Source organism: Flavobacterium sp. GSA192 (assembly GCF_006386525.1).
In the GTDB taxonomy this organism is placed as follows: Bacteria; Bacteroidota; Bacteroidia; order Flavobacteriales; family Flavobacteriaceae; genus Flavobacterium; species Flavobacterium commune.
The window spans coordinates 211,476-236,675 of the sequence record NZ_VAHC01000004.1; the positions used below are offsets into that span (position 1 = coordinate 211,476).

Below are 25,200 nucleotides of genomic sequence, written 5' to 3' on the forward strand. Positions count from 1 at the left end.
ATTAAAAAAAGACAAACTTTCAAACAATTAACGAATAAAAAACATAAAAAACACCTATTAAATTCAACTTTCTTATTTTTTTGGTTGTCGTAATATTTCATCAAAATAAAATCATCTTAAAAAAACAGCTCACTGTAGTTTATTTTTAAACAAAAAAAGATTTTAACAAACACAACCCAAAAACAAAACCTTGTTGATTTTTTTATTTTCAATCAGACATTCAATGATTTATTAAACAAAACAACGAAATTCATCAAAAACCCTTAAAAATTCACAAAACCCAAAGCAACTACCAACTGTTACAAACGCAACTTTATAATTCTCAAACAGAAATAAAAAAACTAACTCTCTAAAACACAAGCAAGCAAAATAAAAGCATACAATCTTATTAATATAGTTTGGGTATCGTATATAATCGATAATATTAATTGAATACATGATTTCATTTTTATACTTTTGCGTCCTTGTTATTACTCTGTTAGAAAACCGGGTAGTGCAAAACACAGAAATACACTAAAAAAAATTAAAAAATGAGCAAGACATTATTTGACAAAGTATGGGATTCGCATGTTGTGCGTAAAATTGAAGACGGACCAGATGTGTTTTTTATTGATCGTCACTTCATTCACGAGGTTACAAGTCCAGTAGCTTTCTTGGGTCTAAAATCAAGAGGCGTATCAGTATTATATCCAGAGCGCACATTCGCAACTGCCGATCACAATACACCAACTATAAACCAACACTTACCTGTTGCCGATGCTTTATCTGCTAATCAATTAAAAGCATTAGAAACTAACGCGGCTGAATACGGTATTTCTCACTGGGGATTAGGTCATCAAAAAAATGGAATTGTACACGTAGTAGGGCCTGAAAACGGGATTACTTTACCTGGTGCTACAATTGTATGTGGAGATTCACATACTTCTACTCATGGTGCTTTTGGTGCTATTGCTTTTGGAATTGGTACTTCTGAAGTAGAAATGGTTCTTTCTACTCAATGTATCATGCAACCAAAACCTAAAAAAATGCGTATTAACGTAAACGGAAAATTAAGCAAAGGAGTTACTCCTAAAGACGTTGCGTTATACATCATTGCTAAATTGACTACTTCCGGAGGTACAGGATATTTCGCAGAATACGCAGGAAATGTATTCGAAGAAATGACTATGGAAGGTCGTATGACTGTTTGTAACTTAAGTATCGAAATGGGTGCTCGTGGAGGTATGATTGCTCCTGACCAAACTACTTTTGATTTCTTAGAAGGCAGATTGTATGCTCCTAAAGGTGAAGCTTGGACTAAAGCAGTAGAATATTGGAAAACTTTAAAAACTGATGCTGATGCAGTATTTGATGCTGAATTAAACATCAACGCAGAAGATATCGAACCAATGATTACTTATGGTACAAATCCTGGAATGGGAATTGGTATCACTAAACATATCCCAGCTGCCAACCAAGTTGAAGGTGGTGAGGAAACTTACAAAAAATCATTAGCTTACATGGGCTTCGAAGAAGACGATGTAATGATTGGAAAACAAATTGATTATGTTTTCTTAGGAAGTTGTACTAATGGTCGTATCGAAGACTTTAGAGCTTTTGCTGAAATTGTAAAAGGTCGTAAAAAAGCAGATAATGTTACAGCTTGGTTAGTTCCAGGTTCTCACGTTGTTGAAGCTCAAATTAAAGAAGAAGGAATTTTAGATATTCTTACTGAAGCTGGTTTTGTATTGCGTCAGCCAGGTTGTTCAGCTTGTTTAGCTATGAACGATGACAAAGTACCTGCTGGGAAATATGCAGTAAGTACTTCAAACAGAAACTTCGAAGGTCGTCAAGGTCCAGGTTCAAGAACTTTGTTAGCTTCTCCAATTATGGCAGCAGCTGCGGCAGTTACTGGAAAATTAACTGACCCAAGAGATTTGTTGTAATTGAATTTCAACAGCAATAACAATTTCAAAAAAGAATAAAAATAAAAAGATTTTAAATATTCATGGTTTATTTCCCTTAATGGAAAATCTAAAATCTGAATTCTGAAATCTAAAATCTAAAATAAAAATGGCATACGATAAATTTAATATACTTACTAGTAGTGCAGTGCCACTACCGATAGAAAACGTAGATACTGATCAAATTATCCCGGCTCGTTTCCTGAAAGCTACAAAACGTGAAGGTTTTGGAGACAACCTTTTCAGAGACTGGAGATACAATGGAGATAACACTCCTAAAGCTGATTTCGTTTTAAACAACCCAACTTACAGCGGAAAAATCCTTGTAGGTGGAAAAAACTTCGGTTCAGGTTCTTCTCGTGAGCACGCTGCATGGGCAGTTTACGATTACGGATTCCGTGCTGTAGTTTCTTCTTTCTTTGCTGATATCTTCAAAGGAAACTGTTTAAATATCGGAGTTTTACCAGTACAAGTTTCTCCTGAATTCTCTGATAAAATCTTTGCTGCAATCGAAGCTGATCCTAAAACAGAATTAGAAATCAACTTACCGGAGCAAACAATTACTTTGAAAGCTACAGGTGAAAAAGAATCTTTTGACATCAACGGATACAAAAAGAATAATATGATCAATGGTTTTGATGATATTGACTATTTACAAAGTGTGAAAGAAGAAATCGTAAGTTTTGCCAGCAAGCTTCCTTACTAAATAACACAATCATACAAAAATGCAGCTGCTAAAACATTCCACACGGAATTATCTGGCAGCTGCTTTTACCGTTTTATAAAACACACAAAATAATGATTTCAAAGTCATGAAATCAGAACCTTTTTTAGCATCAAATTTATAATGGGAAAAAGAAAAATTGAAATAATGGATACGACGCTTCGTGATGGTGAACAAACCTCAGGAGTATCATTTTCTGCTGCAGAAAAACTAACCATTGCCCAATTATTATTAGAAGAGTTACAAGTTGACCGCATCGAAATAGCTTCGGCTCGTGTAAGCGAAGGAGAATTTGAAGGTGTAAAAGGAATTATGACTTGGGCAGAAACAAAAGGATATGCCGATAAAATCGAAGTATTGACTTTTGTTGACAAAGGACTCTCTATTGAATGGATGAAAAAATCGGGTGCAAAAGTTCAAAATCTTTTAACCAAGGGTTCACTCAACCATCTTACACATCAATTAAAAAAAACACCTGAACAGCATTTCGCCGAAATCGCCGAAAGTATTGCTTTAGCTACTGAAAATGGGATTTTAACCAATGTTTATTTAGAAGACTGGAGTAATGGTATGCGTAATTCACCTGAATACGTTTACCAATATTTAGATTTCATCAGCACCCAACCCGTAAAAAGAATATTGCTTCCGGATACTTTGGGCGTACTTATTCCTTCGGAAACTTTCGAATATATTTCAGAAATCACTCAAAGATACCCTGGAATTCATTTTGATTTCCACGCACACAACGACTACGATTTAAGCGTTGCTAACGTAATGGAAGCCTTAAAAGCAGGTATTCACGGATTGCACGTGACCGTAAACGGAATGGGAGAACGCGCCGGAAATGCGCCACTGGCCAGTACGATTGCAGTAATCAATGATTTCATGCCCGAAATCGAAATTGGTGTAAAAGAAACTTCTTTATACTCAGTTAGTAAATTAGTCGAAACCTTTACCGGTTACCGAATCCCAGCCAACAAGCCAATTGTAGGCGACAATGTTTTTACTCAAACAGCCGGAATTCACGCTGATGGAGACAACAAAAACAATTTATATTTCAACGATTTACTTCCGGAACGCTTTGGAAGAAAAAGAAAATACGCTTTAGGAAAAACTTCCGGAAAAGCTAATATTGAAAAAAATCTTCAGGAATTAGGTTTGCAATTAAATCAGGAAGATTTAAAATTGGTCACCCAAAGAATTATTGAATTGGGAGACAAAAAAGAAACAGTTACCAAAGAAGATCTGCCTTACATCATCTCTGACGTATTAGACAGTCATACGTATCAGGAAAAAGTTACCGTAGAATCCTATTTGTTATCTCACGCCAAAGGAATGAGACCGTCAACTACTATTTGCTTAAAAATAGACGGACAAATCATCGAGGAACACGCACAAGGAGATGGTCAATTTGATGCTTTTATGAATGCTTTGACAAAAATTTATAAAACCAAGAAAATGACTTTACCTAAACTTACTGATTACGCGGTAAGAATCCCTCCTGGAAGTAGTTCGGATGCTTTATGTGAAACCATTATCACCTGGGTAAACGACGGAAAAGAATTCAAAACAAGAGGATTGGATTCTGACCAAACCGTAGCTGCAATCATTGCAACTCAAAAAATGCTCAACGTAATAGCAGTTTAAATTAGAACAAAAACAATAAATTAATATAAATATAAAATAATGAAGTTAAATATCGCACTTTTAGCAGGGGACGGAATCGGACCGGAAGTAATTGATCAGGCAGTAAAAGTATCAGATGCAATTGCACAAAAATTTGGACATGAAATTACTTGGAAACCAGCTTTAACCGGTGCTGCTGCGATTGATGCAGTAGGAGAACCATATCCAGATGCAACACATGAAGTTTGTAAAAATGCTGATGCAGTTTTATTTGGAGCAATTGGTCACCCTAAATATGATAACGATCCTTCTGCACCTGTAAGACCAGAACAAGGTTTATTAAAAATGCGTAAAGCGTTGGGTTTATTTGCTAACGTTAGACCAACGTTTACATTCCCGTCTTTATTAGATAAATCTCCATTAAAAAGAGAAAGAATTGAAGGAACTGACTTAGTTTTCTTAAGAGAATTAACTGGTGGTATTTACTTTGGTGAAAAAGGAAGAAGAGACAACGGAGATACTGCTTTTGACAACTGTGTTTACACTAGAGCTGAAGTACAACGTTTGGCTAAAAAAGGTTTCGAATTAGCAATGACTCGTTCTAAGAAATTATGTTGTGTGGATAAAGCTAACGTTTTAGAAACATCTCGTTTGTGGAGAGAAACAGTTCAGGCAATGGAAAAAGATTATCCGGAAGTTGAAGTAAGCTACGAATTTGTTGATGCTGTTGCTATGCGTTTGGTACAATGGCCAAATTCTTATGACGTATTAATTACTGAAAACTTATTCGGTGATATCTTAACTGACGAAGCTTCTGTAATCTCAGGTTCTATGGGATTAATGCCATCAGCATCTATGGGAGCTGAAGTATCTTTATTTGAGCCTATTCACGGTTCTTATCCACAAGCAACTGGTTTAAACATTGCTAACCCAATGGCTACTGTTTTATCGGCTGCTATGATGTTTGAAAACTTCGGATTAATGGAAGAAGGAAAAGCAATGAGAGACGCTGTAAACAAAGCTTTAGAAGCCGGAGTTGTTACTGAAGATTTAGCCGATGGTGGTAAAGCATACGGAACTAAAGAAGTTGGAGATTGGTTAGCTGCCAATATCTAATTAGTATCTTTTTATAAAATCAAAAAAAGCTGTCAATTTTGGCAGCTTTTTTTATGGCTAATTTTGTCAAGAATTACTTTTCCGAGAGTTTCCAATAAAACTAAGACGTTATAGAAATAGGCAAACTATAAAGACATCTTACTTTTTGACCATTTTTCTCTCCTGGAATCCAATTAGGGCATATTAACAAAACTCTTATTGCTTCTTCCCCAGTTCCATGACCAATATCTCGTAGCACTTTAATATTTGAAAGACTACCGTCTTTTTCAATTATAAAAGTTACATAGACTTTACCTTTTACAGATTTAGATGGGGTTTTATAATTTTTGGCAATAAATTTATAAAAAGCCGTAACCCCTTCTGGAAACTCAGGTTTTTTTTCTAGCCCAGCAGTACTATATATGGGATCATTTGAATCAGTTGTCGTTTCTTGAGCAGAAACGAGTTCTATTGTAAAAAAAGCAATTGCGATGAATAGAATTTTTTTCATAAAGTAAATAATCAATGGTTAGTAATCACAAATATAATAGTTGTTTGGGATTATTTCTTACGCAGCCAAAATAATTAATAAAGAATTTTCTTCTTTTCAATACCGTATTGTTTCGGACTTGGGTAACGGTTGCTAAACCTCTTTCCTTTCACTAACAATTTTAAGATTTAACGACAAACTATAATCTTGTTGACTTACTTTTAATTTGTTTTTTTCTTCATAACGATTGTTTTCCGGATCGCTTCAGGGCGAAACATTTGCATAACAAAAAAGGGGACAATTTACATTGTCCCCTTTTTTTATATAAAGAAAAAATATTAATATCCTCCTCTGTTTCCACGGTCACCACCACGGTTGTTACTGTAACCTCCGCGAGAATCACCTCCACGGTTGTTGTTGTAACTTCTTCTTTCACCTTCTGGTTTTGGCTCTGATTTATTTACTACAATTGTACGCCCCTGAACAGTAGCTCCGTTCAATTCATCAATTGCTTTTTGAGCTTCAGCATCAACTGGCATCTCAACAAAACCAAATCCTTTACTTCTTCCAGTAAATTTATCAGTAATAATTTTAACAGAGTCAACTGCTCCATAAGCCTCAAAAGACTCTCTTAAATCTGCTTCCTCAATACTGAATGGAAGGCTTCCAACAAAAATATTCATATATACTTATTTATAATAATAGTCACAAATGTAATCTTATTTTTCTATAACCAACTATAAATAAGCTTATTTATATTGCAAATGAAAATATTCAACAAAAGCACTCAATAATAAATTATTGAAAATTCTAACAAATCACCAAACAATCTAACTTCCCACTATTGAACAGTAACGGGAATCTTATAAAAAACGCCATATTGAAAATTCAAAGTAGGCCCTGCTAAAGGATTATCAAAAGTATTTACAATATTAAACTTAAACGTACCAGAGATAGTCTTAGCTACCGCATCATATTCTGTAATAACAATTTGACCATCACCCACATTAAAACCCGAAGAAAAATCAATTGTTTCTTTAGTCAAAGGATCCGTAAAAACATAAGAAGCAGTATTCATTGGAGTTGTTCCAATAGAATAAGTTCCGGCTAAGGCTGAATTTGTTTTTAAAGTAACAACTTCAGTTGCAGTATATGCCTCTATCACCAATGAACCTCCTGAATTAACCGTAGCAATGGACTGAACAGCTCTCCAGAATTCATTATCCTTCGTACCCTGAAAAGAAGGATTATTAAATCTCACGTCTTCCTGACAGGAAAACAAAGAGAACAGCACAATCAAAAACAGAAAATATTTTTTCATAAATAGAAAGTTTTACAAACAAAAATAAACTTTTAATACTAAAATCATCTAATTAATCACCAAAAAAAGCCTCAAAAAACCCCACTAAACAATTACATATCAAAATACTAAATTAACTCTTGTCATATAAAAAAATAATGTATCTTTGCAGCCTTAATTAATCGGGGTCGAGTACCTCAAAATTTAATCATATAGATTATGTCAGTAAAAATTAGATTACAAAGACACGGTAAAAAAGGAAAACCTTTTTACTGGGTAGTAGCTGCAGATGCACGCTCAAAAAGAGATGGTAGATACTTAGAGAAAATCGGTACTTACAACCCTAATACTAACCCAGCAACTATCGACTTAAACCTTGATAGCGCAGTTAAATGGTTACACAATGGTGCTCAACCAACTGATACTGCTAAAGCAATTCTTTCTTACAAAGGAGCTTTATTGAAACACCACCTAGATGGAGGAGTTCGTAAAGGAGCCTTAACTCAAGAACAAGCTGATGCAAAATTAGCTGCTTGGTTAGAAGCTAAAGCTGGTAAAGTTGACGCTAAAAAAGATGGTTTATCAAAAGCGCAAGCTGATGCTAAAGCTAAAGCATTCAAAGCTGAACAAGAAGTAAACGCTAAACGTATCGCTGCTGCTGCTCAAGCTGAAGCTGATGCAATTGCTGCTGCTCAAGCTGAAGAAGCTACAACTGAAACTGAAGAAGAAGCTCCAGTTGCAGAAGAAAACAACGAAGAAACTCAAGCATAATTTTAACAGCGAAGATGCGTAAAGAAGATTGTTTCTATTTAGGCAAAATCGCCAAAAAATTTAGTTTTAAAGGGGAAGTTCTTATCTACTTAGATACGGATGAACCTGAGTTATACGAAAATTTGGAATCAGTGTTTGTTGAACAAAACAAACACTTGATTCCTTTTTTTATTGAAAACAGCTCATTACACAAAAACGACTTTCTAAGAGTCCTTTTTGAAGACATCAATACCGAAGCTGATGCTGACAATCTTATAGGTAGCGACATTTATCTTCCTTTAAAAATGCTACCAAAACTTAGCGGAAACAAATTCTATTTCCATGAAGTAATTGGTTTTGAAATCGAAGATAAAAGATTGGGATACGTTGGAGAAATTCAATCTATTAACGACACTACAGCACAGCCTCTTTTTGAAGTAACAAAAGACGGAGCCGAAATCCTAATTCCAATGATTGATCATTTCTTAGTTAAAGTTGACAGAGAAAACAAAAAAATCATCATGGATCTACCAGAAGGATTGATTGAGATGTATCTTTAAAAGGTTTAATTGGTTATTTGTTTATTCGGTTATTTGAAAAAATCTGAAATCAAAAATCGTTAATCTACAATCTGAAATCTTCATGTCTATATTCCAATTCAAAAAATTCTCAATAGACCAAGACCGATGCGCCATGAAAGTAGGCACAGATAGTGTTTTACTAGGTGCTTGGACTCTTCTTGAAAACAATCCGTTTAGCATTTTGGATATTGGCACTGGAACCGGAATCATTGCATTGATGTTAGCCCAAAGAAGTCATGCCGAACAAATTGACGCTTTAGAAATTGATGAAGACGCTTACGAGCAAGCCACAGATAATTTTGAAAATTCCCCTTGGAATGACCGCTTGTTTTGTTTTCACGCTGGTTTAGATGAATTTGTCGAAGAACCGGAAGACGAGTATGATTTAATTGTTTCCAACCCTCCTTTTTATAGTGAAGATTACAAATCCAGTAACGACCAACGTGACTTGGCGCGTTTTCAGGACGCTATGCCTTTTGAAGATTTAATTGAAGCCGCTGCTTTATTACTTTCTGAAAACGGAATCTTCTCCGTTATTATTCCTTTCAAAGAAGAAGAAAAATTCTTGGCTTTAGCCAATGAACATGAATTATACCCTTTAAAAATTACCCACGTAAAAGGAACACCTACTTCTGAAATCAAACGCAGTCTTTTGGCTTTTTCAAGAACAGAAACAAACAATTTCCCAATTGATGAATTAATCATCGAAACCGCAAGACATATCTATACTCCAGAATATATTGCTTTGACGAAAGATTTTTATTTGAAGATGTAATTGAGAAAAAAATCAATTTATCAAAAATTAACTCTATTTTTCATACACGGTTAAATTGCTTTATGTAAATTTATAGATACTTAATAACATTAGATGCTTATTAGATTTCATAAAAGCCGTAATCATGAAACCAGACTTATTTCAAGCCCCGGATTATTACAACCTTGACGAACTATTGACAGATGAACATAAATTGGTACGTGATGCCGCACGAGAATGGGTCAAACGTGAAGTTTCCCCTATTATCGAAGAATATGCTCAAAAAGCAGAATTTCCCAATCAAATCATCAAAGGATTAGCCGAAATAGGCGCTTTTGGCCCGTACATTCCCACCGAATATGGTGGTGCCGGATTAGACCAAATTTCATACGGTTTGATTATGCAGGAAATAGAACGAGGCGACTCTGGCGTCCGTTCAACTGCTTCCGTTCAGTCTTCGTTGGTGATGTATCCCATTTGGAAATATGGCAGCGAAGAGCAAAAATTAAAATTCTTACCCAAATTAGCCACTGGGGAATTAATGGGTTGCTTTGGACTAACAGAACCTAATCATGGCTCAGATCCCGGAAGTATGACCACCAACTTCAAAGACATGGGTGATTATTATTTACTAAACGGAGCTAAAATGTGGATTTCTAACGCTCCATTTGCTAACATTGCGATAGTATGGGCAAAAAACGAAGAAGGAAGAATACACGGACTGATTGTTGAACGCGGTATGGGAGGTTTTTCTACTCCTGAAACCCACAACAAATGGTCGCTTCGCGCATCGGCAACAGGAGAATTGATTTTTAATAATGTAAAAGTTCCAAAATCAAATCTTCTACCTAATAAATCAGGATTGAGTGCACCGCTGGGCTGCTTGGATTCGGCGCGTTATGGAATTGCCTGGGGAGCCATTGGCGCAGCCATGGATTGCTACGATACCGCTTTGCGTTATGCCAAAGAGAGAATCCAATTTGACAAACCCATTGCAGGAATGCAATTGCAACAGAAAAAATTAGCCGAAATGATTACCGAAATCACCAAAGCACAATTATTAACCTGGCGATTGGGAGTTTTAAAAAATGAAAATAAGGCAACTACAGCCCAAATTTCGATGGCAAAAAGAAACAATGTAAACATGGCTCTTAGCATCGCCCGTGAAGCGCGTCAGATTTTAGGAGCTATGGGAATTACAGGCGACTATTCGATTATGCGCCACATGATGAATCTCGAATCAGTAATTACTTACGAAGGAACTCATGATATTCATTTATTGATTACCGGAATGGATATCACCGGAATTTCGGCCTTTAAATAATAGCTTTTAAAACCTTTATTCAAAAAAATTCGTAAATACCATAAAAGGAATTTAGACATCGAATAAAATAAACACTTATTAAAGTATTGATAAAATTGATAACTAATTCTTTTGAAAAATAGCATCTTTTTTATCTTTACGTCAAATTATTTCACAATGAACATTCAGCATATCAACAACAGCATTAAAACCCAAAAAAGTGCATTATTAGAGCATTCACTTTACAACAAGGTAAAAACTATAGAAGATCTTCACATTTTCTTAGAAAACCATGTTTATGCCGTTTGGGATTTCATGTCTTTATTAAAAGCCTTACAAGCCCGATTAACCTGCACCACTACCCCTTGGTTTGCCACTAGCAACCCTGAAACAAGATATTTGATAAACGAAATTGTTCTGGCTGAAGAAACTGATTTAACACTGGACGGCAGACATCAAAGTCACTACGAAATGTACCTTGAAGCCATGGAAGCCTGTGGTGCCGACACTAACAAAATCAACACTTTTCTGTCCGAAATACAATCTTTACAAAACATATTTGTCGCTATTAAAAAAAGTGACTTACACCCCAATATCAAAGCGTTTCTGGACTTTACTTTTAGAGTTATAGAAGAAGGAAAACCCCATGAAATTGCCGCGGCATTCACTTTTGGAAGAGAAGATTTGATTCCGAGTATGTTTCATGCTATATTGAAAAATTTTCAGGAGCAATTCCCGGAAACCGATTTGAGCAAATTGATTTATTATTTCGAAAGACATATCGAATTAGATGCTGACGAACATGGGCCTATGGCTATGCAAATGATTACAGAGCTTTGCGAAAAAGACGCTCAAAAATGGGAAGAAGTTAAAGAAGTTTCCATTTTAGCACTCGAAAAAAGAATCGAGCTCTGGAATGCCATCGAAGAAATCATCACCATGAAAGTGGAAATGGCTTAAAAAAGCAATCCGGAATTAGATAAAAAACGTAACTACTATTAAAACTCAATTTCATACTCATGAGAACGACATTAAAAATAATAGTTACGTTTTTTACTTTTGTTATAAACACAAGCTGTAGCAATGAAAACTCAATTATGGAATCTGAAATAACACCACCGAAAACCGATTCTTCTCTACAACTCCCTACTCGACCGGAAACGATAAACTACTTAGCTCTTGGCGACAGTTACACCATTGGCCAAAGTGTATGTGAAACCTGCCGATTTCCTGAACAACTCAAACAGTCTTTAAAAAACAGTAATCTGCAAAACAATTTTTCTCTGGAAATAATTGCTCAGACAGGCTGGACAACAACTAATTTAATTTCGGCAATTGAGAACAAAAAACCAGATGCCAAATTTGATTTGGTTACCCTATTGATAGGTGTAAACAATCAATACCAAGGAGTAAATTTTAGCGTTTACGAAAAGGAATTCCCAGAATTAGTTGCTAAAGCCATTAGTCTTGTCAAAGGAAACAAAGCAAAACTGATAGTAGTTTCAATACCTGATTATGCTTATACTCCTTTTGGGCAAAGCTATGGAAACCCAACTATTATTTCAACAGAAATCGACAGTTACAACGCTTTTGCAAAATCCTATTGCGAAACCAATTCGATACTCTTCATCAACATCACCGATATTACTCGCCAAGGATTAAGCAACAGTAATTTAGTTGCCAGTGATGGTCTGCATCCATCAACCGATGCCTATACCTTATTTGTACAACGCCTGCTCCCGAAAGCAATTGCGATATTACAAAACTAAAAGCGAGAAATTAACCCTCTGGAGATGAGACTTCAAAATTTTAGCAATTACTAAATTAATTTTTCTATTTTGATTTCCATATAAACCCATCTAAAATATAGTGTGTAAACTGAGGTACCGTTAGTAACGGAACCAGCAAAAATTGCCAATTTGAAAAATCAAAATCATACCCTGAAAATTGTTCATTCCAAACAAAAATCTCCCAAACATATTCTTCAAAAAAAGCAATTGCGAACAAAAAAGCAATAAAAAAAAGTATTCCCTTAAGTCCTTTCACAGCATTTAAAACTCCTAAATCAACTTGTTGTTTTTTATTTATTTCATTAAGATAAATCAATGCAATATAGGGTATCCCGTGTGAAACAACGTTAAGTAATGTAAAAACCAAATCATTATTAAAATACACTATCCCAAAATACCACGACAGAAATGTCCCTATGATAATTGCATTTTTAGGAATATTAAAATAATGGGAGTTAATACTTTTATACGCCGTTCTTACAATATAAAAAACTACTATTATCCCATAAATCCAACCCAGAATCTCCAGCAACAATTGATTCTCAAAGCGAATAAAATCTTTCTCCGTGAACCAGTTAAATGCCCTAGGTGAAGATAAAAACCAATACAACATTGGATATCCTGTTGCAGTGTAAATAATTAAATTATCAATAGCTATGCTCCAATTTGTTTTCACTTCTTTCCGAGAATATAGACGCATAAAACCATATTGTTGTCGTATGAAGTGAAAAACTGCTATGTATGCCAAAACTGACCAAAAAAAGACATTTCCAAAACTGAATAGAATGATTCCAATAACAAAACAAACTATAGGCAGAGTAATTAATAATTTTCTTCTTTTTTTAAACTCTTCGGCAACGAAATAAGTTTTAAATAATGTGGCATAAACATGGGCAACATCAATAAAAACAATTAAAAAAAGCCAAGTATAAAAAGAATAATTAGCTTCAATATCTTTCAACGTTTCATGAAATAAAAAAACAATAGCCACCACAACAAATGAAGGTGCTAGAATAAAAAAACCATCTGTTTGAGGTTTATCAATCCAAGGTTGAACCATCTATAATTTGATTTACAATATTAATTCCCTGATGAAAAGCTTCTTCAAAAATTGAAATCCCGGACAAATCGGAATGTGCAAAGAAAATTTTGTTCTCGATATTTTGTGCGGCTTGTTTTTTAGCTTCACCAAAGATAAAACCAACCACAGGGCTAATCATTCCATGCCCTAAAAGATGAATATTTATTTCCTCGGTAACTTTTTCAATATCAGGATGGGCTATTTTCAAATCATCAAAAACTAATTGTTTCCAATACGTACTTTTTTTAGAATATAAATCCTTTCTACTTTTCCTTACATCTGCAGAAGAAAAACTATGGTAATAGGTAATTACTTTTTTAGACTGCACTTGTTGCAAAGATTGATGTTGGTCATAAACATAACCTAACCCCTTTGATCCATAAATAACATTATCCCAACACAAAGGAAAACTTTCATTATCTCTTAAATCAGAAACAACCAAAGTTGCCAAAAGCCACGGAGCATAATGAAAATTTTGCGCTAACGTTTTTCTACCCTTAATTATATATTGATTTACAAATTGTGGTGTAGCCATAATTACTTTATCGGCAATTATCTCTATTGTTCTCTTTTCTTCTGCATCAAAAACAGTAGTAACAACTTTCCCATCAGTAGTTTTCACTTCATAAACCAAATGATTTTTTAGCGTTTTATTTTCTGCATATTTTTGCAAATGATGGGCTAATCTGGCATTTCCTTCTGGCCAGGTAAGAACATTATCTTTAGCATCTTCTGTCGCGTCTTGCTTTCTTGCTGCGAAATAATGAATACCAGCCCAAGCAGACACATACTTAATTCCTAACCCAAAATCATCTCTACAACAATAATCTATATAATCAAATAATGGTTTAGAATTAAATCCCTCTTTCTCAAACCACTGTTCCATTGTAATAGTATCTAAAACTCGAATCGATTCTTCATTCGAAGACAATGCTAATGGAATATCAAAAAAATATTTCCCGTCAATTCCTTTTCCCGCACGAAAAGCATCCATTTTTAAAAAGAACTTTTTAAACTGGATATCATCCTCTAAAGAATTTCCTGTTTTAGGAACCAATCCTTCCTGCCAATTGTTCCTATAAAACAACCGTTCATCAGGTGCAAAAGTGAGCTGTAGTTCATCAAATTCAGGAAAGCCTTTTGAATCATAACCCAAAATTATTTTCTCTTCTTCAAGAAATTGAAGCAAAGTTACATCCTGCTTATTAGGCAACGGTAAATAATGCGCTCCCAATGGAAATTTAGAATATTTATTCTCCCCATTGGAAGAATTTCCTCCGAGATGATTTTCTAATTCTATCAACAAAAAATCATCAATTCCTTTTTTAGAAAATTGACGTGCAGCGCTCAAACCTGAAATTCCTCCACCTACAATTAAATAAGGAATATGAATTTGACTTGTCGGTTTTGGAAAATTTTTAACCCGTAACCGATGTCCTAAAATATGATTAGTTCCCGACAAACGAATAAGCAAAGTGATTACTTTTTCCTGACACGCTTGAAAAAATGGAATCACGAGTAAGGAAGCTGCAATACTTTTCAGAAAGAAACGTCTTGAATGCTTATAATTTTCCCCACTCTTCATCGAAATAACGTACTAGAATTTGATTGTCCAAACGATTAATTTCAATGTTTTTTGAAATCATATCCTTAGAAAAATAATTGAATTTATCAAACTGATAATTATAAAAACGTAACCCTTGAACTTCTCTGTTTACTTTATTAAAATTAGTTTCAAAACCATTCATAGCAATAGAGAAACCCCATTCTCCGAAAGATGGAACATAGGCGTGATAAGCATCGACTTGAGGAAAAATTTCCATTAAAGTTTTGTTGATACACCAAAAAGATTTTGGTGCAAAATAAGGAGAAGTAGTCTGTACTACCACCACTGCATCTGGAGTAAGAAGTTGTTTTAAAGTATTATAAAAACTCAAAGAATATAATTTCCCTAAACTATAATTAGATGGATCAGGAAAATCGACAATTACTACATCAAACTTGATTTCAGTGTTTTTTGCCCAAACAAAAGCATCCTTATTATAAACTTTCACTTTAGGATTATTGAGTGAATTACGATTAAAATCAGTTAAAATGGTATTCGTTTTAAACAACTGCGTCATTCCTTCATCCAAATCCACAAGAATAACATTTTTCACATCATTGTATTTTAATATCTCCCGAACAGCTAAACCATCTCCTCCACCAAGAACTAATACATTATCGACTTTCTTTGCCATTGACATTGCAGGATGCACTAACGCTTCGTGATAACGATATTCATCCAAAGAACTGAATTGAAGGTTATTATTCAGATACAACCGATAATCACTTTTATTGTGTGTTAAAACAATTCTTTGGTATGGAGTAGAATTGGAATAAATAACATTCTCGCCATACAACTTCCCTTCCGAATACGACAAAATAGTATTCGAAAATATAAAAACAACAAACAATAAAAGAAAAGCTGCAATTGCTTTAGTACGGAGCAAATAGACCTTCTTTAGCTCTGATTTTAACAAAAAGCATAGCACGATGGCTATACTTATATTAATCATACCAAAAAACAATGAAGTTCCCATAATCCCTAATTGAGGAACTAAAACCAAAGGAAACAATATAGAGGCCAATAAAGCCCCTATATAATCAAAGGTAAATACATTAGAAACCAAATCCCTAAACTGTACTTTATCTTTAAGAATATTCATTAATAACGGGATTTCCAATCCTACCAAACAGCCCGTTACAAAAACCAACAAGTAAAGAATAAACTGAAAAGAATACACACTTTCAAACAACAGAAAAAGCACTACTGAACTCAGCCCTCCAATCAAACCTACCAAAACTTCAATTTCAACAAAAGTGTTGAGCATATTCTTTGTCAGAAATTTTGAAAAATAAGACCCCACTCCCATCGAAAAAAGATACACTCCAATGATGAATGAAAATTGTTTTACGGAATCCCCAAGAAGATAACTGGCTAAAGTACCTGCTACCAATTCATAAACTAATCCACATGTTGCAATAGTAAATACCGCAAAAAGAAGTAAATATTCAAATCTTAAAAACTTCTTACCCATGTATAGCTGCACTAATAATCATTGAAATCCCAATAATAAAGGCAGCAAAAACAATGGCTACAGCAATATTATTCTTTTGAGTCACTTCTTTCCATGTATTTTCAGGAGTAAGTTTTTCAATGATAAAATAAGCAACTAATAAAATAATGATTCCCAAAAAAGAGAAAATAAGCGAATTTAAAATTGGTTTTGACGCGATAAAATCCATGTTATGTAAGTTTATATTATTTATTTATGATAAAAATGATTCACACCTCCGCGATAAGACCCAGTCGGTCTATAACTTTCGGTAGTTTCGCAGTCACACAACTGACTCCCTGATGTATTGTAATACAAGAACAAAACATAAAACAACAAACCTACTCCAAGAGAAAGATAATTGTTTTTAAAAAAATCTATTAGTTTATCCATAATCTATTCGTTATTATATGGTGAATAACTACTATCACTCCATCTTTTTATTTCAAAATTTTTCTCAAAATAGTAAACCACTATTAAAAAACCGATCATAATTATAGAAATTAGCCAAACATTCCTTGATGATGGAGCACTCCAAGTGGCTTTAACCTGAACAAAACTACTCGATCTGTCTTCTACTGCTTTAGATGGCGTTATGGTTAAATGGTATTTACCTGCAGGCACTCCACATAAATTAAAGTTTTCGGAATTAGAACCTTCTGCCCAATTTTCTCCATCTGTGTAACCGTGATAATATTCAATATCCTTGCTCGCATATATTTCTTCTCCATTATTTTCATTAACCAAAGCCACTTGAACATTTGCCCAGGAATTATCAACTGGCGAGTATAATGAAATCGAAAGCGGAGCAGCACTGCCCTTTAAAACGAAACTTGGACTCACAAAATCTTTAACCCCATAATGATCAAAAGGTATTTGTGTATCCAGGACATCGGTCTTTATTCGGTCTTTATTTAAATACCAATTTGAAATTAAAATCAGTAATGCAACAGTACATAAAATAATGGCTAAATCCCTTAAATTAAACAAAAATGGCTGTACCAAACCAACACCTCTTTTTGTTGGTAAAATGCTCGTTTGAAAAGCTTTCTTAATAGCTCTTTTAGAAATATGTTTTCCTAAAAAAACAGTTTGTTGCTTGCCTAATTTTTCAAAAGAAAGTAATAGTGGAGGATTTATATACTCTATCAGCTCGGATTTTTCAAAAATATCAAAATCAAAAAAACCTCTGGCGGCTAATAATTTAGGATAACAATAATCATAACAGTCGAAGGTAATATCATTGTATTCAACAGTTGCCGGATGATTGCCAACATTTTCAGCTAACGTTATTTCTTCTAAAACAATCCAATGTCCATCTGCCTCAGACAAATACAAATAATCCTCTTTGCTTTGCAAAATGTATTCTGTCCATTCAAAACCTTGATTGTCTTTTACAAGAATTCCGGTTATTATGTAGTTTTTATCATTAAAAACACCTTCTTGCCCTACCTCTAATTTTTCATCAAAAGAATAGGGTCTGAATTGATCTTTGACCTTAAACCCATCTTGGTTTTTATAAACAAAAACACAATTGGTACAAGCATAAGTATTTACTTCAAAATTTAAATCAATTTGAGTAGTATGTTTGCAATTAATACAGCTAACTTCCATAAACATTACCTGTTAATTTCAAAATCTTTCAAAACAGTTCCTTCAAAATAGGATATATACTGCTCTGTAACATCTTTTACTTTTTGAGTATTATCCTGAAGATAATTACACAAATAAACATCCAAAGTTAACTGATTGAATTCTGGCCAAGTGTGAATACAAATATGTGATTCTTTTAAACAAACTGAAATAGTAAAGCTACTATTATCAAAATCATGCACAATAACACCTACTTGTTCTAATCCGTATCTATTCAAAATTTTATTTGTAACAGCTATATATCCTTTGCTGTCGGTAAGTTTTTGAATATTATCAACCTGAAGAGTAACTAGCTTATGTAAACCTGGGGAATACGAATTTGAATTCATTTAAAAACATCAATTGATTTACTTAAAAGGTTACGAATGTATGGCATTTATATTACAAAAAAAAATGTCCCAATTATTTGGGACATTTTTTTTATATAAGAATCATTTATTAACTCTCAGGAGCTAATTCTAACTCAAGACCTTCTAAGTCAACTGTGATTGGAATTTGGCAACCCAAACGACTATTTGACTTCACATAGAAAGCTTCAGAAAGCATTGCTTCTTCATCTTCTCCCATTTCAGGCAAACTTACATCATTTAAAACATAACACTGACAAGAAGCACACATGGCCATTCCTCCACAGGTTCCCTCTACAGGCAATTCATAAGCCTTACAAAGTTCCATGATATTCATAGCCATATCCGTAGGAGCCTGTAATTCGTGAACAACTCCTTCTCTATCTTTAATTTTTATTAATACATCCATTTTTCACTATTTGGAATTGATTGATTTTAAGAATATAACAGTTTAAGCAAATAATCCAAGACTAAATTAGCCTTACAAGATATTTACAACAGTTTCTATTTGCGGAGCAAACTTTTTAATAGTAGTCTCAACACCCGCTTTAAGCGTCATTTGATTCACACTACAATTAGTACAAGCACCTTCAAGACGCACTTTTACATGCTTATCTTCTTCAATAGAGATAAGGGTAATATTACCACCATCTGACTCTAAAAAAGGTCTGATTTCGTCAAGTGCTTTTTGAACTTCGATTGTTAATTCTTCTGTTGTCATTTTCTTTTATTAAATTATTTTTTTACTGCTGAACAACCAGCCATAGTAGTAATTTTTATTGCTTCGGTAGCAGGTAAATTTTCGTTTCGGCTTACCGTTTCTTCAACTACTTTACGTGTAATATTTTCAAAAACAGTTTCAATTACTGAACCTGTTTGCATAGCTGCCGGACGACCGTAATCTCCCGCTTCACGAATAGATTGAACAATTGGTACTTCACCTAAAAATGGTACTGCTAAATCTGCTGCAAGATTTTTTGCTCCTTCCTGACCAAAGATATAATACTTATTGTTAGGCAATTCTTCAGGTGTGAAGTAAGCCATATTTTCTATAATTCCAAGTACAGGTACGTTAATCGCTTCTGACATGAACATAGAAACTCCTTTTTTAGCATCAGCCAAAGCCACAGCCTGAGGTGTACTCACTACAACTGCTCCGGTAACCGGAAGTGATTGCATGATTGACAAGTGGATATCGCCTGTTCCCGGAGGTAAATCGATTAACATAAAATCTAATTCTCCCCAATCGGCATCAAAAATCATCTGGTTTAAAGCTTTAGAAGCCATCGGCCCTCTCCAGATTACCGCCTGACTTGGCGAAGTAAAAAACCCGATTGAAAGCAATTTTATCTCATAACTCTCAATAGGTTTCATTTTTGATTTTCCGTCAACAAGAATCGAAATTGGTTTCTCGTTTTCTACATCAAACATAATTGGCATAGATGGACCATAGATATCGGCATCAAGAACACCAACACTGAATCCCATTTTAGCTAAACTAACTGCTAAGTTTGCTGTAACAGTAGATTTTCCTACTCCTCCTTTTCCAGAAGCTACAGCAATAATATTTTTAATTCCCGGAATTGATTTCCCTTTAATTTCAGGCTTCTCCGGAACTTCTACCTTAATATTTACCTTAACCTTAGCTTCGGCGTTCACTAAATCGTGAATTGTTTTTTTGATATCGTCCTCTGCACGTTTTTTTATGTGCATTGCCGGTGTACCCAAAACTAAATCAACCACCACCTCGTCGCCAAAAGTGATTACATTAGTAACAGCACCACTTTCTACCATATTTTTTCCTTCTCCCGCAACAGTGATTGTTTCTAGGGCTTTCAGAATTTCTTTTCTATCTAATTTCATTACTAAGTTTACTGTTTTTCAATTGCTAATCTCAGTCAAAACAAGTATTTATTTAAACTGATTTGAGATTGCAAAGATAAGAGATTAAGTTCTTAATTTAAAGGATTTAAATTGGATTTATTAATAGCCAAATTAGTTCTAACTATTAAGTACTTTACTGTGATTTTTATCATCAAAACAGACTAATCTTTATCTGCCGGATCCCAAAAGTATTTTTCAAAATCGACTATTTGGTTATCAACTACTTTCAAACCTTCACTTTCTAATAATTGCTGCATCAAATTAGTTCCGTCAAAATGAAATTTACCTGTAAGCAAACCTTTTCTATTAACAACTCTGTGTGCAGGAACATCTTCCATTGCATGCGATGCATTCATAGCCCAACCCACCATTCTTGCCGAGCGGGCAGAACCTAGAAATTTTGCTATAGCACCATAAGAAGTTACTCTTCCATATGGAATTTGCTTAGCCACCTCATAAACTCGCTCAAAAAAATTAGTCTGATTTGAATCCATTATAATTTATTTTTTCATATTCCTGCGGAATCACTCCTGTAACTTCTTTAAAACTAATCAAAAAAGGATCATAGGAAGAAAAACCCGCTTTTTTAGATAATGATTGCAATGTTTTTGATTGTAAATAACCCTCATCTATCAAATCAATAGAATCATAAATTTGAACAATTCTCTTAAATTCTACAAAACTAACATTGGCATGATACTTAAAAATATAAATCAAATGGCTCTTAGGAATATCTAATTTAACCGCAAAATCACTTAAAGAAACTGATGGAGTTCTAAAATATAATTGCTTCAAAGCCATTCGCTCCATTTCCTGAAGATAGATCAATAATTTTGTCTCGACAATATACTTAAGTTTCAAATCCTCAGTATCAACCGAAACAGGCTTAGACAAAATCCAAAAATCATCAAAAACTAAGGCTAATTTTACCTTAACATCCCTTTTTACAGCCAAATGAAGCAAGTTTTCGTCAGTCAATAAAATTTTGAAAAACAAAACACTAGCTACTACAGCTGTAATCCACAAACAGGTTTCCCCATCCGAATAAGTCGCAACCCACAAATCAAAGAAAAGTGTAATTACTAAACGCAATATTATTAATACACAAACAACGAAAAAAAAGAATGCCCAATTTCGAATCAGCAACTCCTGTTGATTATCGCTACTACCTTGCAGTTCCTGTGTCCAAAATTTATCTTTCAGTACTACATAGCTTAAAAACAAATAGAACAATGCAATTCCTGCAAACAAAAAATAATAATACAACACTAAAAAAGGAGCGTATTCACGAATCCAAAAAATCGAACAACCAAATAATAACGGCACTACAAAATGAAATAAATCAACATGAGATGGTTTTTTTTTATCCTCTATTAAATTTTTGAAATACAAATAAATACAAGGAAAAACAGCACAACCGAAAGACCTGAAAAACATCCCAATATTTTCATCAATTGGAAAAGGAATCAAAATATGAATTCCGTTAAAGAAAAACCGAAATGAGGCGGCTAAAAGTAAAATTAAAAGATAAATATTCACCTTTCTGTTCCATTGATATTGCGCAGCCACAACAGTAAAAGTCAGAAAACCCAACAATCCTGTTACAAAAAACACAAGACTTAAAAACATACTTGACTACAATTTACTTAGGATAAAAAAATAAAGATATACAATTATCCAACTTTCTTATCAATCGCAAAAAAAACATTCGACATATAACCTAAAAAAAGGATGATTTGGAATTATTTACATTATTTTCAATACGTAAAATACTGCAAAACAATTCAATTGAATGATATAACAAACTAATTATCCCAAATAATATTCCAGGATATTAATTAAAGTAATCACCGAAACCAATCCGGTAATACCTCCAATAATTGTATTCATATTTTTAAGAATGAAATCGGCTTTCTTTTCTATTTTTTTAAAAAAACCAATATAAAAATAAAACACAAGTAAAGAACCTAAAACAGCTCCACTCACAAAAATTGAGACAGAAGTAAAATCGAAAGAAAAAATAGCATAAGACGACAACCAAATGCTTACAAAAACATAATAAGGAATAGGAAAAAAATTGAGTCCCGAAAGCAGCATTCCCATAAAAAAACGCTTCTTTTGACTGTGTTTCTTAATTTTGGGCTGTTTTAATTTTGGCTGCTTAGCAATCCACAAAAAATAAACCGTTAAAACGGTAAAAATCACAAAGCCTACTTCACGCAACAACAAGATAATATCAGGTCGGGCATTAATAATTCGGGCAAATAAAACCGCAATATAGACCTGACAAAAAATAACCAATACCGCACCTAAAACAAACCAAAAAGCATTGCGTTTTCCCTCCTTCATACTCACTTTGGCCGCTGTCATATTAAGCAAACCAGGAGGAGTAATTCCTATGAAAGCCGAAATAAAACCAGAAAAAAGGGAGATAATTAAGTTCATAGGAAAGTTTATAAAAGGTTTTGAAATTCCCGAGAACTACTCTTTAATTTTAAACCGAATGTACGTGATTGCTTTATTAATTTCTAAATATTGTTTCTCATAAAAAGTTTGAAAAGCAGTCACTTCCTCAGGACTTCCCTCGTTTACATAAACATTATGATTAGCATACAATACCTCATGTCCTTCACCATGAAGCAATCCTAAAGTATAACCGTGCATGAATTCACTATCGGTTTTAAGATTGACTACACCATCTTTTTTAAGGATTTTTTTATACAACTGCAAAAACTCAGAATTAGTCATTCTATGTTTGGTACGTTTGTATTTTATTTGAGGATCCGGAAAAGTAATCCAGATTTCATCTACTTCGTTTTCGGCAAAAATATGATTAATCAATTCGATTTGAGTACGAACAAAAGCAACATTATGCAAGCCTGTTTCTACAGCAGTTTTAGCACCACGCCAAAAACGCGCTCCTTTGATATCAATTCCGATAAAGTTTTTATTAGGGTATCTCTCGGCTAAACCAACAGAATATTCGCCTTTTCCACAACCTAATTCTAACACTACAGGATTATCATTTTTAAAGAAATCAGTATTCCATTTCCCTCTTAAAGGAAACAAATTACCTACTACTTCTTCTCTTGTTGGCTGAAAAACGTTATTAAATGTCTCGTTCTCCTTAAATCGCTTTAATTTATTTTTACTTCCCACTGTTTTTTAAATATTTGCGCAAAATTAATCAAATAAATAAGACCTCGGGCAAGCTTTTACAAAATAAAAACTTGCCCGAGCCTATAAACTGAACTTAGAAACAACCTAATCAGCGCACTCAATAGGAAATAAGGTTTCATCATGTTGTGATAAATCCAATCCCATACTTTCTGATTCTTCCGAAACACGCATTGGAATAATCTTATCGGTAATTTTAAACAACAAATAAGCTCCAAAGAAAGTATAAATAGAAACCAGCATCAAGGCCGTCATGTGATGTCCAAAAACTCCCCAGCCACCGTGCAACAAACTGGCATCTTCACCATGAGCAAAAATAGCCGTCAAAATCATTCCCATAATTCCGCCTACACCATGACAGGCAAAAACATCCAAGGTATCATCAATTCCTTTTAAATATTTAGAATACACCACATTATTAGAAACCAAAGCAGCAATAAAACCAAAGAACATACTCTCCGGAACCGTTACATAACCAGCTGCCGGCGTAATAGATACCAATCCTACCACTGCCCCGATACAAGCACCAAGAGCTGAAACTTTTCTTCCATTGATTCTGTCAAAAAATATCCAGGTCAACATAGCTGCTGCCGAAGCTGTAGTGGTTGTTCCAAAAGCCATGGCTGCAACACCATTAGCCTCCATGGAAGATCCCGCATTAAAACCAATCCAACCAAACCAAAGCATTCCTGTTCCCAATAAAACAAAAGGAATATTCGTTGGCACATGATTATTATTTTTTCTTTTTCCTAAAACCAAAACTCCTGCTAAAGCTGCAAATCCTGCACTCATGTGTACTACAGTTCCTCCTGCAAAATCCTTAACACCAAAGAAAGAGCCTAAAATCCCAGTAGGATACCAAACCGCATGACACAAAGGAGAATAAATAAAAATGCTAAACAAACAGATAAAAAGCAGATACGAAATAAAACGAACGCGCTCAGCAAACGAACCCGTAATGATAGCCGGAGCAATAACGGCAAACTTCATTTGGAACAAAGCAAAAAGCATAAACGGAACTGTTTTAGCAATAGCTTTATGAGGCAAAACCCCCACAAAATCCATAAAAGTAAAAGTAGCCGGATTACCTACAAAACTGTAAAAACCGTCTCCTATCTGAACGCCAAGGGGTTCTCCAAAAGCCAGACTAAATCCAACCACAACCCATATTAATGTAACAACTCCCATACAGATAAAGCTTTGCAACATCGTAGAAATTACGTTTTTCTTCCCTACCATTCCACCATAAAAGAAAGCCAAACCCGGTGTCATAATCAACACCAAACAACAGGAGGTAAGCATCCAGGCAACATCAGCAGCAACAATTTGGTCAGTTGTTCCAAATTGTGAATGAACAGCTTTAGGTTCTAAAGGCACTTCCCAAAAAAGTCCTGAAATACAAACAATACTAATAATTACAAAAGAAATGATCCAACGTTTCTCGATTTTCATATTTTTTTAGCTTTAACCCATTAAAATTCGGGGCAAATTTAAAAATAATTTATATTTATAACATCCATACCCCTAAAATAAGTAAGTCCGTAACAAATAACCTTATTTTAACATAGCAGAGACAATTTTGTTTAAAAAAATTATCAATTTTA

At 34.1% G+C, this 25,200-nt stretch carries 28 protein-coding genes; 10 read left to right on the forward strand and 18 right to left on the reverse strand.

The window, feature by feature from the left end; translation table 11 throughout:
* The first annotated feature begins 530 nt into the window (after nt 1–530).
* The 4 genes from leuC to leuB all read left to right on the forward strand — a co-directional run bounded on the left by leuC (nt 531) and on the right by leuB (nt 5,409).
* Nucleotides 531–1,925, forward strand: coding sequence for a 3-isopropylmalate dehydratase large subunit (leuC, locus tag FDM27_RS09840; RefSeq protein ID WP_071184044.1), 1,395 nt, complete (start codon nt 531–533; stop codon nt 1,923–1,925).
* Nucleotides 1,926–2,052: 127 nt separating this feature from the next.
* Nucleotides 2,053–2,649, forward strand: coding sequence for a 3-isopropylmalate dehydratase small subunit (gene leuD, locus FDM27_RS09845; protein WP_140486120.1), 597 nt, complete (start codon nt 2,053–2,055; stop codon nt 2,647–2,649).
* Nucleotides 2,650–2,790: 141 nt separating this feature from the next.
* Nucleotides 2,791–4,314, forward strand: coding sequence for an alpha-isopropylmalate synthase regulatory domain-containing protein (locus FDM27_RS09850; RefSeq protein WP_140486121.1), 1,524 nt, complete (start codon nt 2,791–2,793; stop codon nt 4,312–4,314).
* A 39-nt stretch (nt 4,315–4,353) separates the two neighbouring features.
* Entirely contained in the window at nt 4,354–5,409 is a 1,056-nt protein-coding gene (gene leuB, locus FDM27_RS09855) for a 3-isopropylmalate dehydrogenase (RefSeq protein ID WP_140486122.1), read from the forward strand.
* Between the two features lie 100 nt (nt 5,410–5,509).
* On the opposite strand, the gene FDM27_RS09860 is transcribed toward leuB, so the two are convergent.
* From FDM27_RS09860 to FDM27_RS09870, 3 genes are all read right to left on the reverse strand, one after another.
* Entirely contained in the window at nt 5,510–5,899 is a 390-nt protein-coding gene (locus FDM27_RS09860; RefSeq protein WP_140486124.1) for an energy transducer TonB, read from the reverse strand.
* A gap of 317 nt (nt 5,900–6,216) precedes the next feature.
* Nucleotides 6,217–6,561 (reverse strand): RNA recognition motif domain-containing protein, encoded by a 345-nt coding sequence (locus FDM27_RS09865; protein WP_071184049.1) that lies wholly within the window; start codon nt 6,559–6,561, stop codon nt 6,217–6,219.
* Between the two features lie 158 nt (nt 6,562–6,719).
* Nucleotides 6,720–7,199: a DUF6252 family protein gene (locus FDM27_RS09870; RefSeq protein WP_071184050.1), complete on the reverse strand. Its 480-nt coding sequence runs from the start codon at nt 7,197–7,199 to the stop codon at nt 6,720–6,722.
* Between the two features lie 198 nt (nt 7,200–7,397).
* Here FDM27_RS09870 and FDM27_RS09875 point away from each other — a divergent pair, with 198 nt between their 5' ends.
* The 6 genes from FDM27_RS09875 (at nt 7,398) to FDM27_RS09900 (ending at nt 12,335) form a co-directional block, all read left to right on the forward strand.
* The gene (locus FDM27_RS09875) at nt 7,398–7,949 is read left to right on the forward strand and encodes a 30S ribosomal protein S16 (RefSeq protein WP_140486126.1); all 552 of its coding nucleotides are present in this window, start codon (nt 7,398–7,400) and stop codon (nt 7,947–7,949) included.
* A gap of 14 nt (nt 7,950–7,963) precedes the next feature.
* Entirely contained in the window at nt 7,964–8,488 is a 525-nt protein-coding gene (gene rimM, locus FDM27_RS09880; protein WP_140486128.1) for a ribosome maturation factor RimM, read from the forward strand.
* A gap of 133 nt (nt 8,489–8,621) precedes the next feature.
* A complete protein-coding gene (locus tag FDM27_RS09885; RefSeq protein ID WP_255510516.1) occupies nt 8,622–9,284 on the forward strand; it encodes a tRNA1(Val) (adenine(37)-N6)-methyltransferase in 663 nt (220 codons plus the stop codon).
* Nucleotides 9,285–9,408: 124 nt separating this feature from the next.
* Nucleotides 9,409–10,587, forward strand: a complete 1,179-nt coding sequence (locus tag FDM27_RS09890; RefSeq protein WP_140486130.1) for an acyl-CoA dehydrogenase family protein — start codon at nt 9,409–9,411, stop codon at nt 10,585–10,587.
* 156 nt (nt 10,588–10,743) lie between these two features.
* Entirely contained in the window at nt 10,744–11,526 is a 783-nt protein-coding gene (locus FDM27_RS09895; RefSeq protein WP_140486132.1) for a DUF3050 domain-containing protein, read from the forward strand.
* 137 nt (nt 11,527–11,663) lie between these two features.
* Entirely contained in the window at nt 11,664–12,335 is a 672-nt protein-coding gene (locus FDM27_RS09900) for an SGNH/GDSL hydrolase family protein (RefSeq protein ID WP_255510517.1), read from the forward strand.
* A gap of 64 nt (nt 12,336–12,399) precedes the next feature.
* Here FDM27_RS09900 and FDM27_RS09905 read toward each other — a convergent pair whose 3' ends face one another.
* The 15 genes from FDM27_RS09905 to FDM27_RS09975 all read right to left on the reverse strand — a co-directional run bounded on the left by FDM27_RS09905 (nt 12,400) and on the right by FDM27_RS09975 (nt 25,048).
* A complete protein-coding gene (locus FDM27_RS09905) occupies nt 12,400–13,317 on the reverse strand; it encodes a hypothetical protein (RefSeq protein WP_232227152.1) in 918 nt (305 codons plus the stop codon).
* Nucleotides 13,318–13,396: 79 nt separating this feature from the next.
* Nucleotides 13,397–15,022, reverse strand: coding sequence for an NAD(P)-binding protein (locus tag FDM27_RS09910; RefSeq protein ID WP_140486137.1), 1,626 nt, complete (start codon nt 15,020–15,022; stop codon nt 13,397–13,399).
* Nucleotides 15,000–16,517: a polyamine aminopropyltransferase gene (locus tag FDM27_RS09915; protein ID WP_071184057.1), complete on the reverse strand. Its 1,518-nt coding sequence runs from the start codon at nt 16,515–16,517 to the stop codon at nt 15,000–15,002. Before FDM27_RS09915 ends, FDM27_RS09910 begins: the two co-directional genes overlap by 23 nt.
* Nucleotides 16,510–16,725: a DUF350 domain-containing protein gene (locus FDM27_RS09920; RefSeq protein ID WP_071184058.1), complete on the reverse strand. Its 216-nt coding sequence runs from the start codon at nt 16,723–16,725 to the stop codon at nt 16,510–16,512. The genes FDM27_RS09915 and FDM27_RS09920 overlap by 8 nt, the downstream gene beginning before the upstream one ends.
* Before the next feature lie 20 nt (nt 16,726–16,745).
* Nucleotides 16,746–16,928 carry a hypothetical protein gene (locus FDM27_RS09925; protein WP_140486139.1) on the reverse strand — a complete coding sequence of 61 codons (183 nt, stop codon included), beginning with the start codon at nt 16,926–16,928 and terminating at the stop codon, nt 16,746–16,748.
* A gap of 3 nt (nt 16,929–16,931) precedes the next feature.
* Nucleotides 16,932–18,149, reverse strand: a complete 1,218-nt coding sequence (locus FDM27_RS09930) for a DUF4178 domain-containing protein (RefSeq protein WP_181161659.1) — start codon at nt 18,147–18,149, stop codon at nt 16,932–16,934.
* 5 nt (nt 18,150–18,154) lie between these two features.
* Nucleotides 18,155–18,517, reverse strand: coding sequence for an S-adenosylmethionine decarboxylase family protein (locus tag FDM27_RS09935; RefSeq protein WP_140486143.1), 363 nt, complete (start codon nt 18,515–18,517; stop codon nt 18,155–18,157).
* A 109-nt stretch (nt 18,518–18,626) separates the two neighbouring features.
* Nucleotides 18,627–18,944 carry a 2Fe-2S iron-sulfur cluster-binding protein gene (locus tag FDM27_RS09940; protein WP_071184061.1) on the reverse strand — a complete coding sequence of 106 codons (318 nt, stop codon included), beginning with the start codon at nt 18,942–18,944 and terminating at the stop codon, nt 18,627–18,629.
* A 72-nt stretch (nt 18,945–19,016) separates the two neighbouring features.
* Nucleotides 19,017–19,256 carry a NifU family protein gene (locus FDM27_RS09945; RefSeq protein ID WP_026712465.1) on the reverse strand — a complete coding sequence of 80 codons (240 nt, stop codon included), beginning with the start codon at nt 19,254–19,256 and terminating at the stop codon, nt 19,017–19,019.
* 14 nt (nt 19,257–19,270) lie between these two features.
* Nucleotides 19,271–20,398 carry an Mrp/NBP35 family ATP-binding protein gene (locus tag FDM27_RS09950; RefSeq protein ID WP_140486145.1) on the reverse strand — a complete coding sequence of 376 codons (1,128 nt, stop codon included), beginning with the start codon at nt 20,396–20,398 and terminating at the stop codon, nt 19,271–19,273.
* A gap of 182 nt (nt 20,399–20,580) precedes the next feature.
* Nucleotides 20,581–20,913: an MGMT family protein gene (locus FDM27_RS09955; RefSeq protein WP_140486147.1), complete on the reverse strand. Its 333-nt coding sequence runs from the start codon at nt 20,911–20,913 to the stop codon at nt 20,581–20,583.
* A complete protein-coding gene (locus FDM27_RS09960; protein ID WP_140486149.1) occupies nt 20,894–22,048 on the reverse strand; it encodes a helix-turn-helix domain-containing protein in 1,155 nt (384 codons plus the stop codon). The genes FDM27_RS09955 and FDM27_RS09960 overlap by 20 nt, the downstream gene beginning before the upstream one ends.
* 180 nt (nt 22,049–22,228) lie before the next feature.
* Nucleotides 22,229–22,864 carry a LysE family translocator gene (locus tag FDM27_RS09965; RefSeq protein ID WP_071184065.1) on the reverse strand — a complete coding sequence of 212 codons (636 nt, stop codon included), beginning with the start codon at nt 22,862–22,864 and terminating at the stop codon, nt 22,229–22,231.
* A gap of 36 nt (nt 22,865–22,900) precedes the next feature.
* Nucleotides 22,901–23,578 (reverse strand): tRNA (guanosine(46)-N7)-methyltransferase TrmB, encoded by a 678-nt coding sequence (trmB, locus tag FDM27_RS09970; protein ID WP_071184066.1) that lies wholly within the window; start codon nt 23,576–23,578, stop codon nt 22,901–22,903.
* A gap of 105 nt (nt 23,579–23,683) precedes the next feature.
* The gene (locus tag FDM27_RS09975) at nt 23,684–25,048 is read right to left on the reverse strand and encodes an ammonium transporter (RefSeq protein ID WP_140486151.1); all 1,365 of its coding nucleotides are present in this window, start codon (nt 25,046–25,048) and stop codon (nt 23,684–23,686) included.
* Nucleotides 25,049–25,200: the final 152 nt, after the last annotated feature.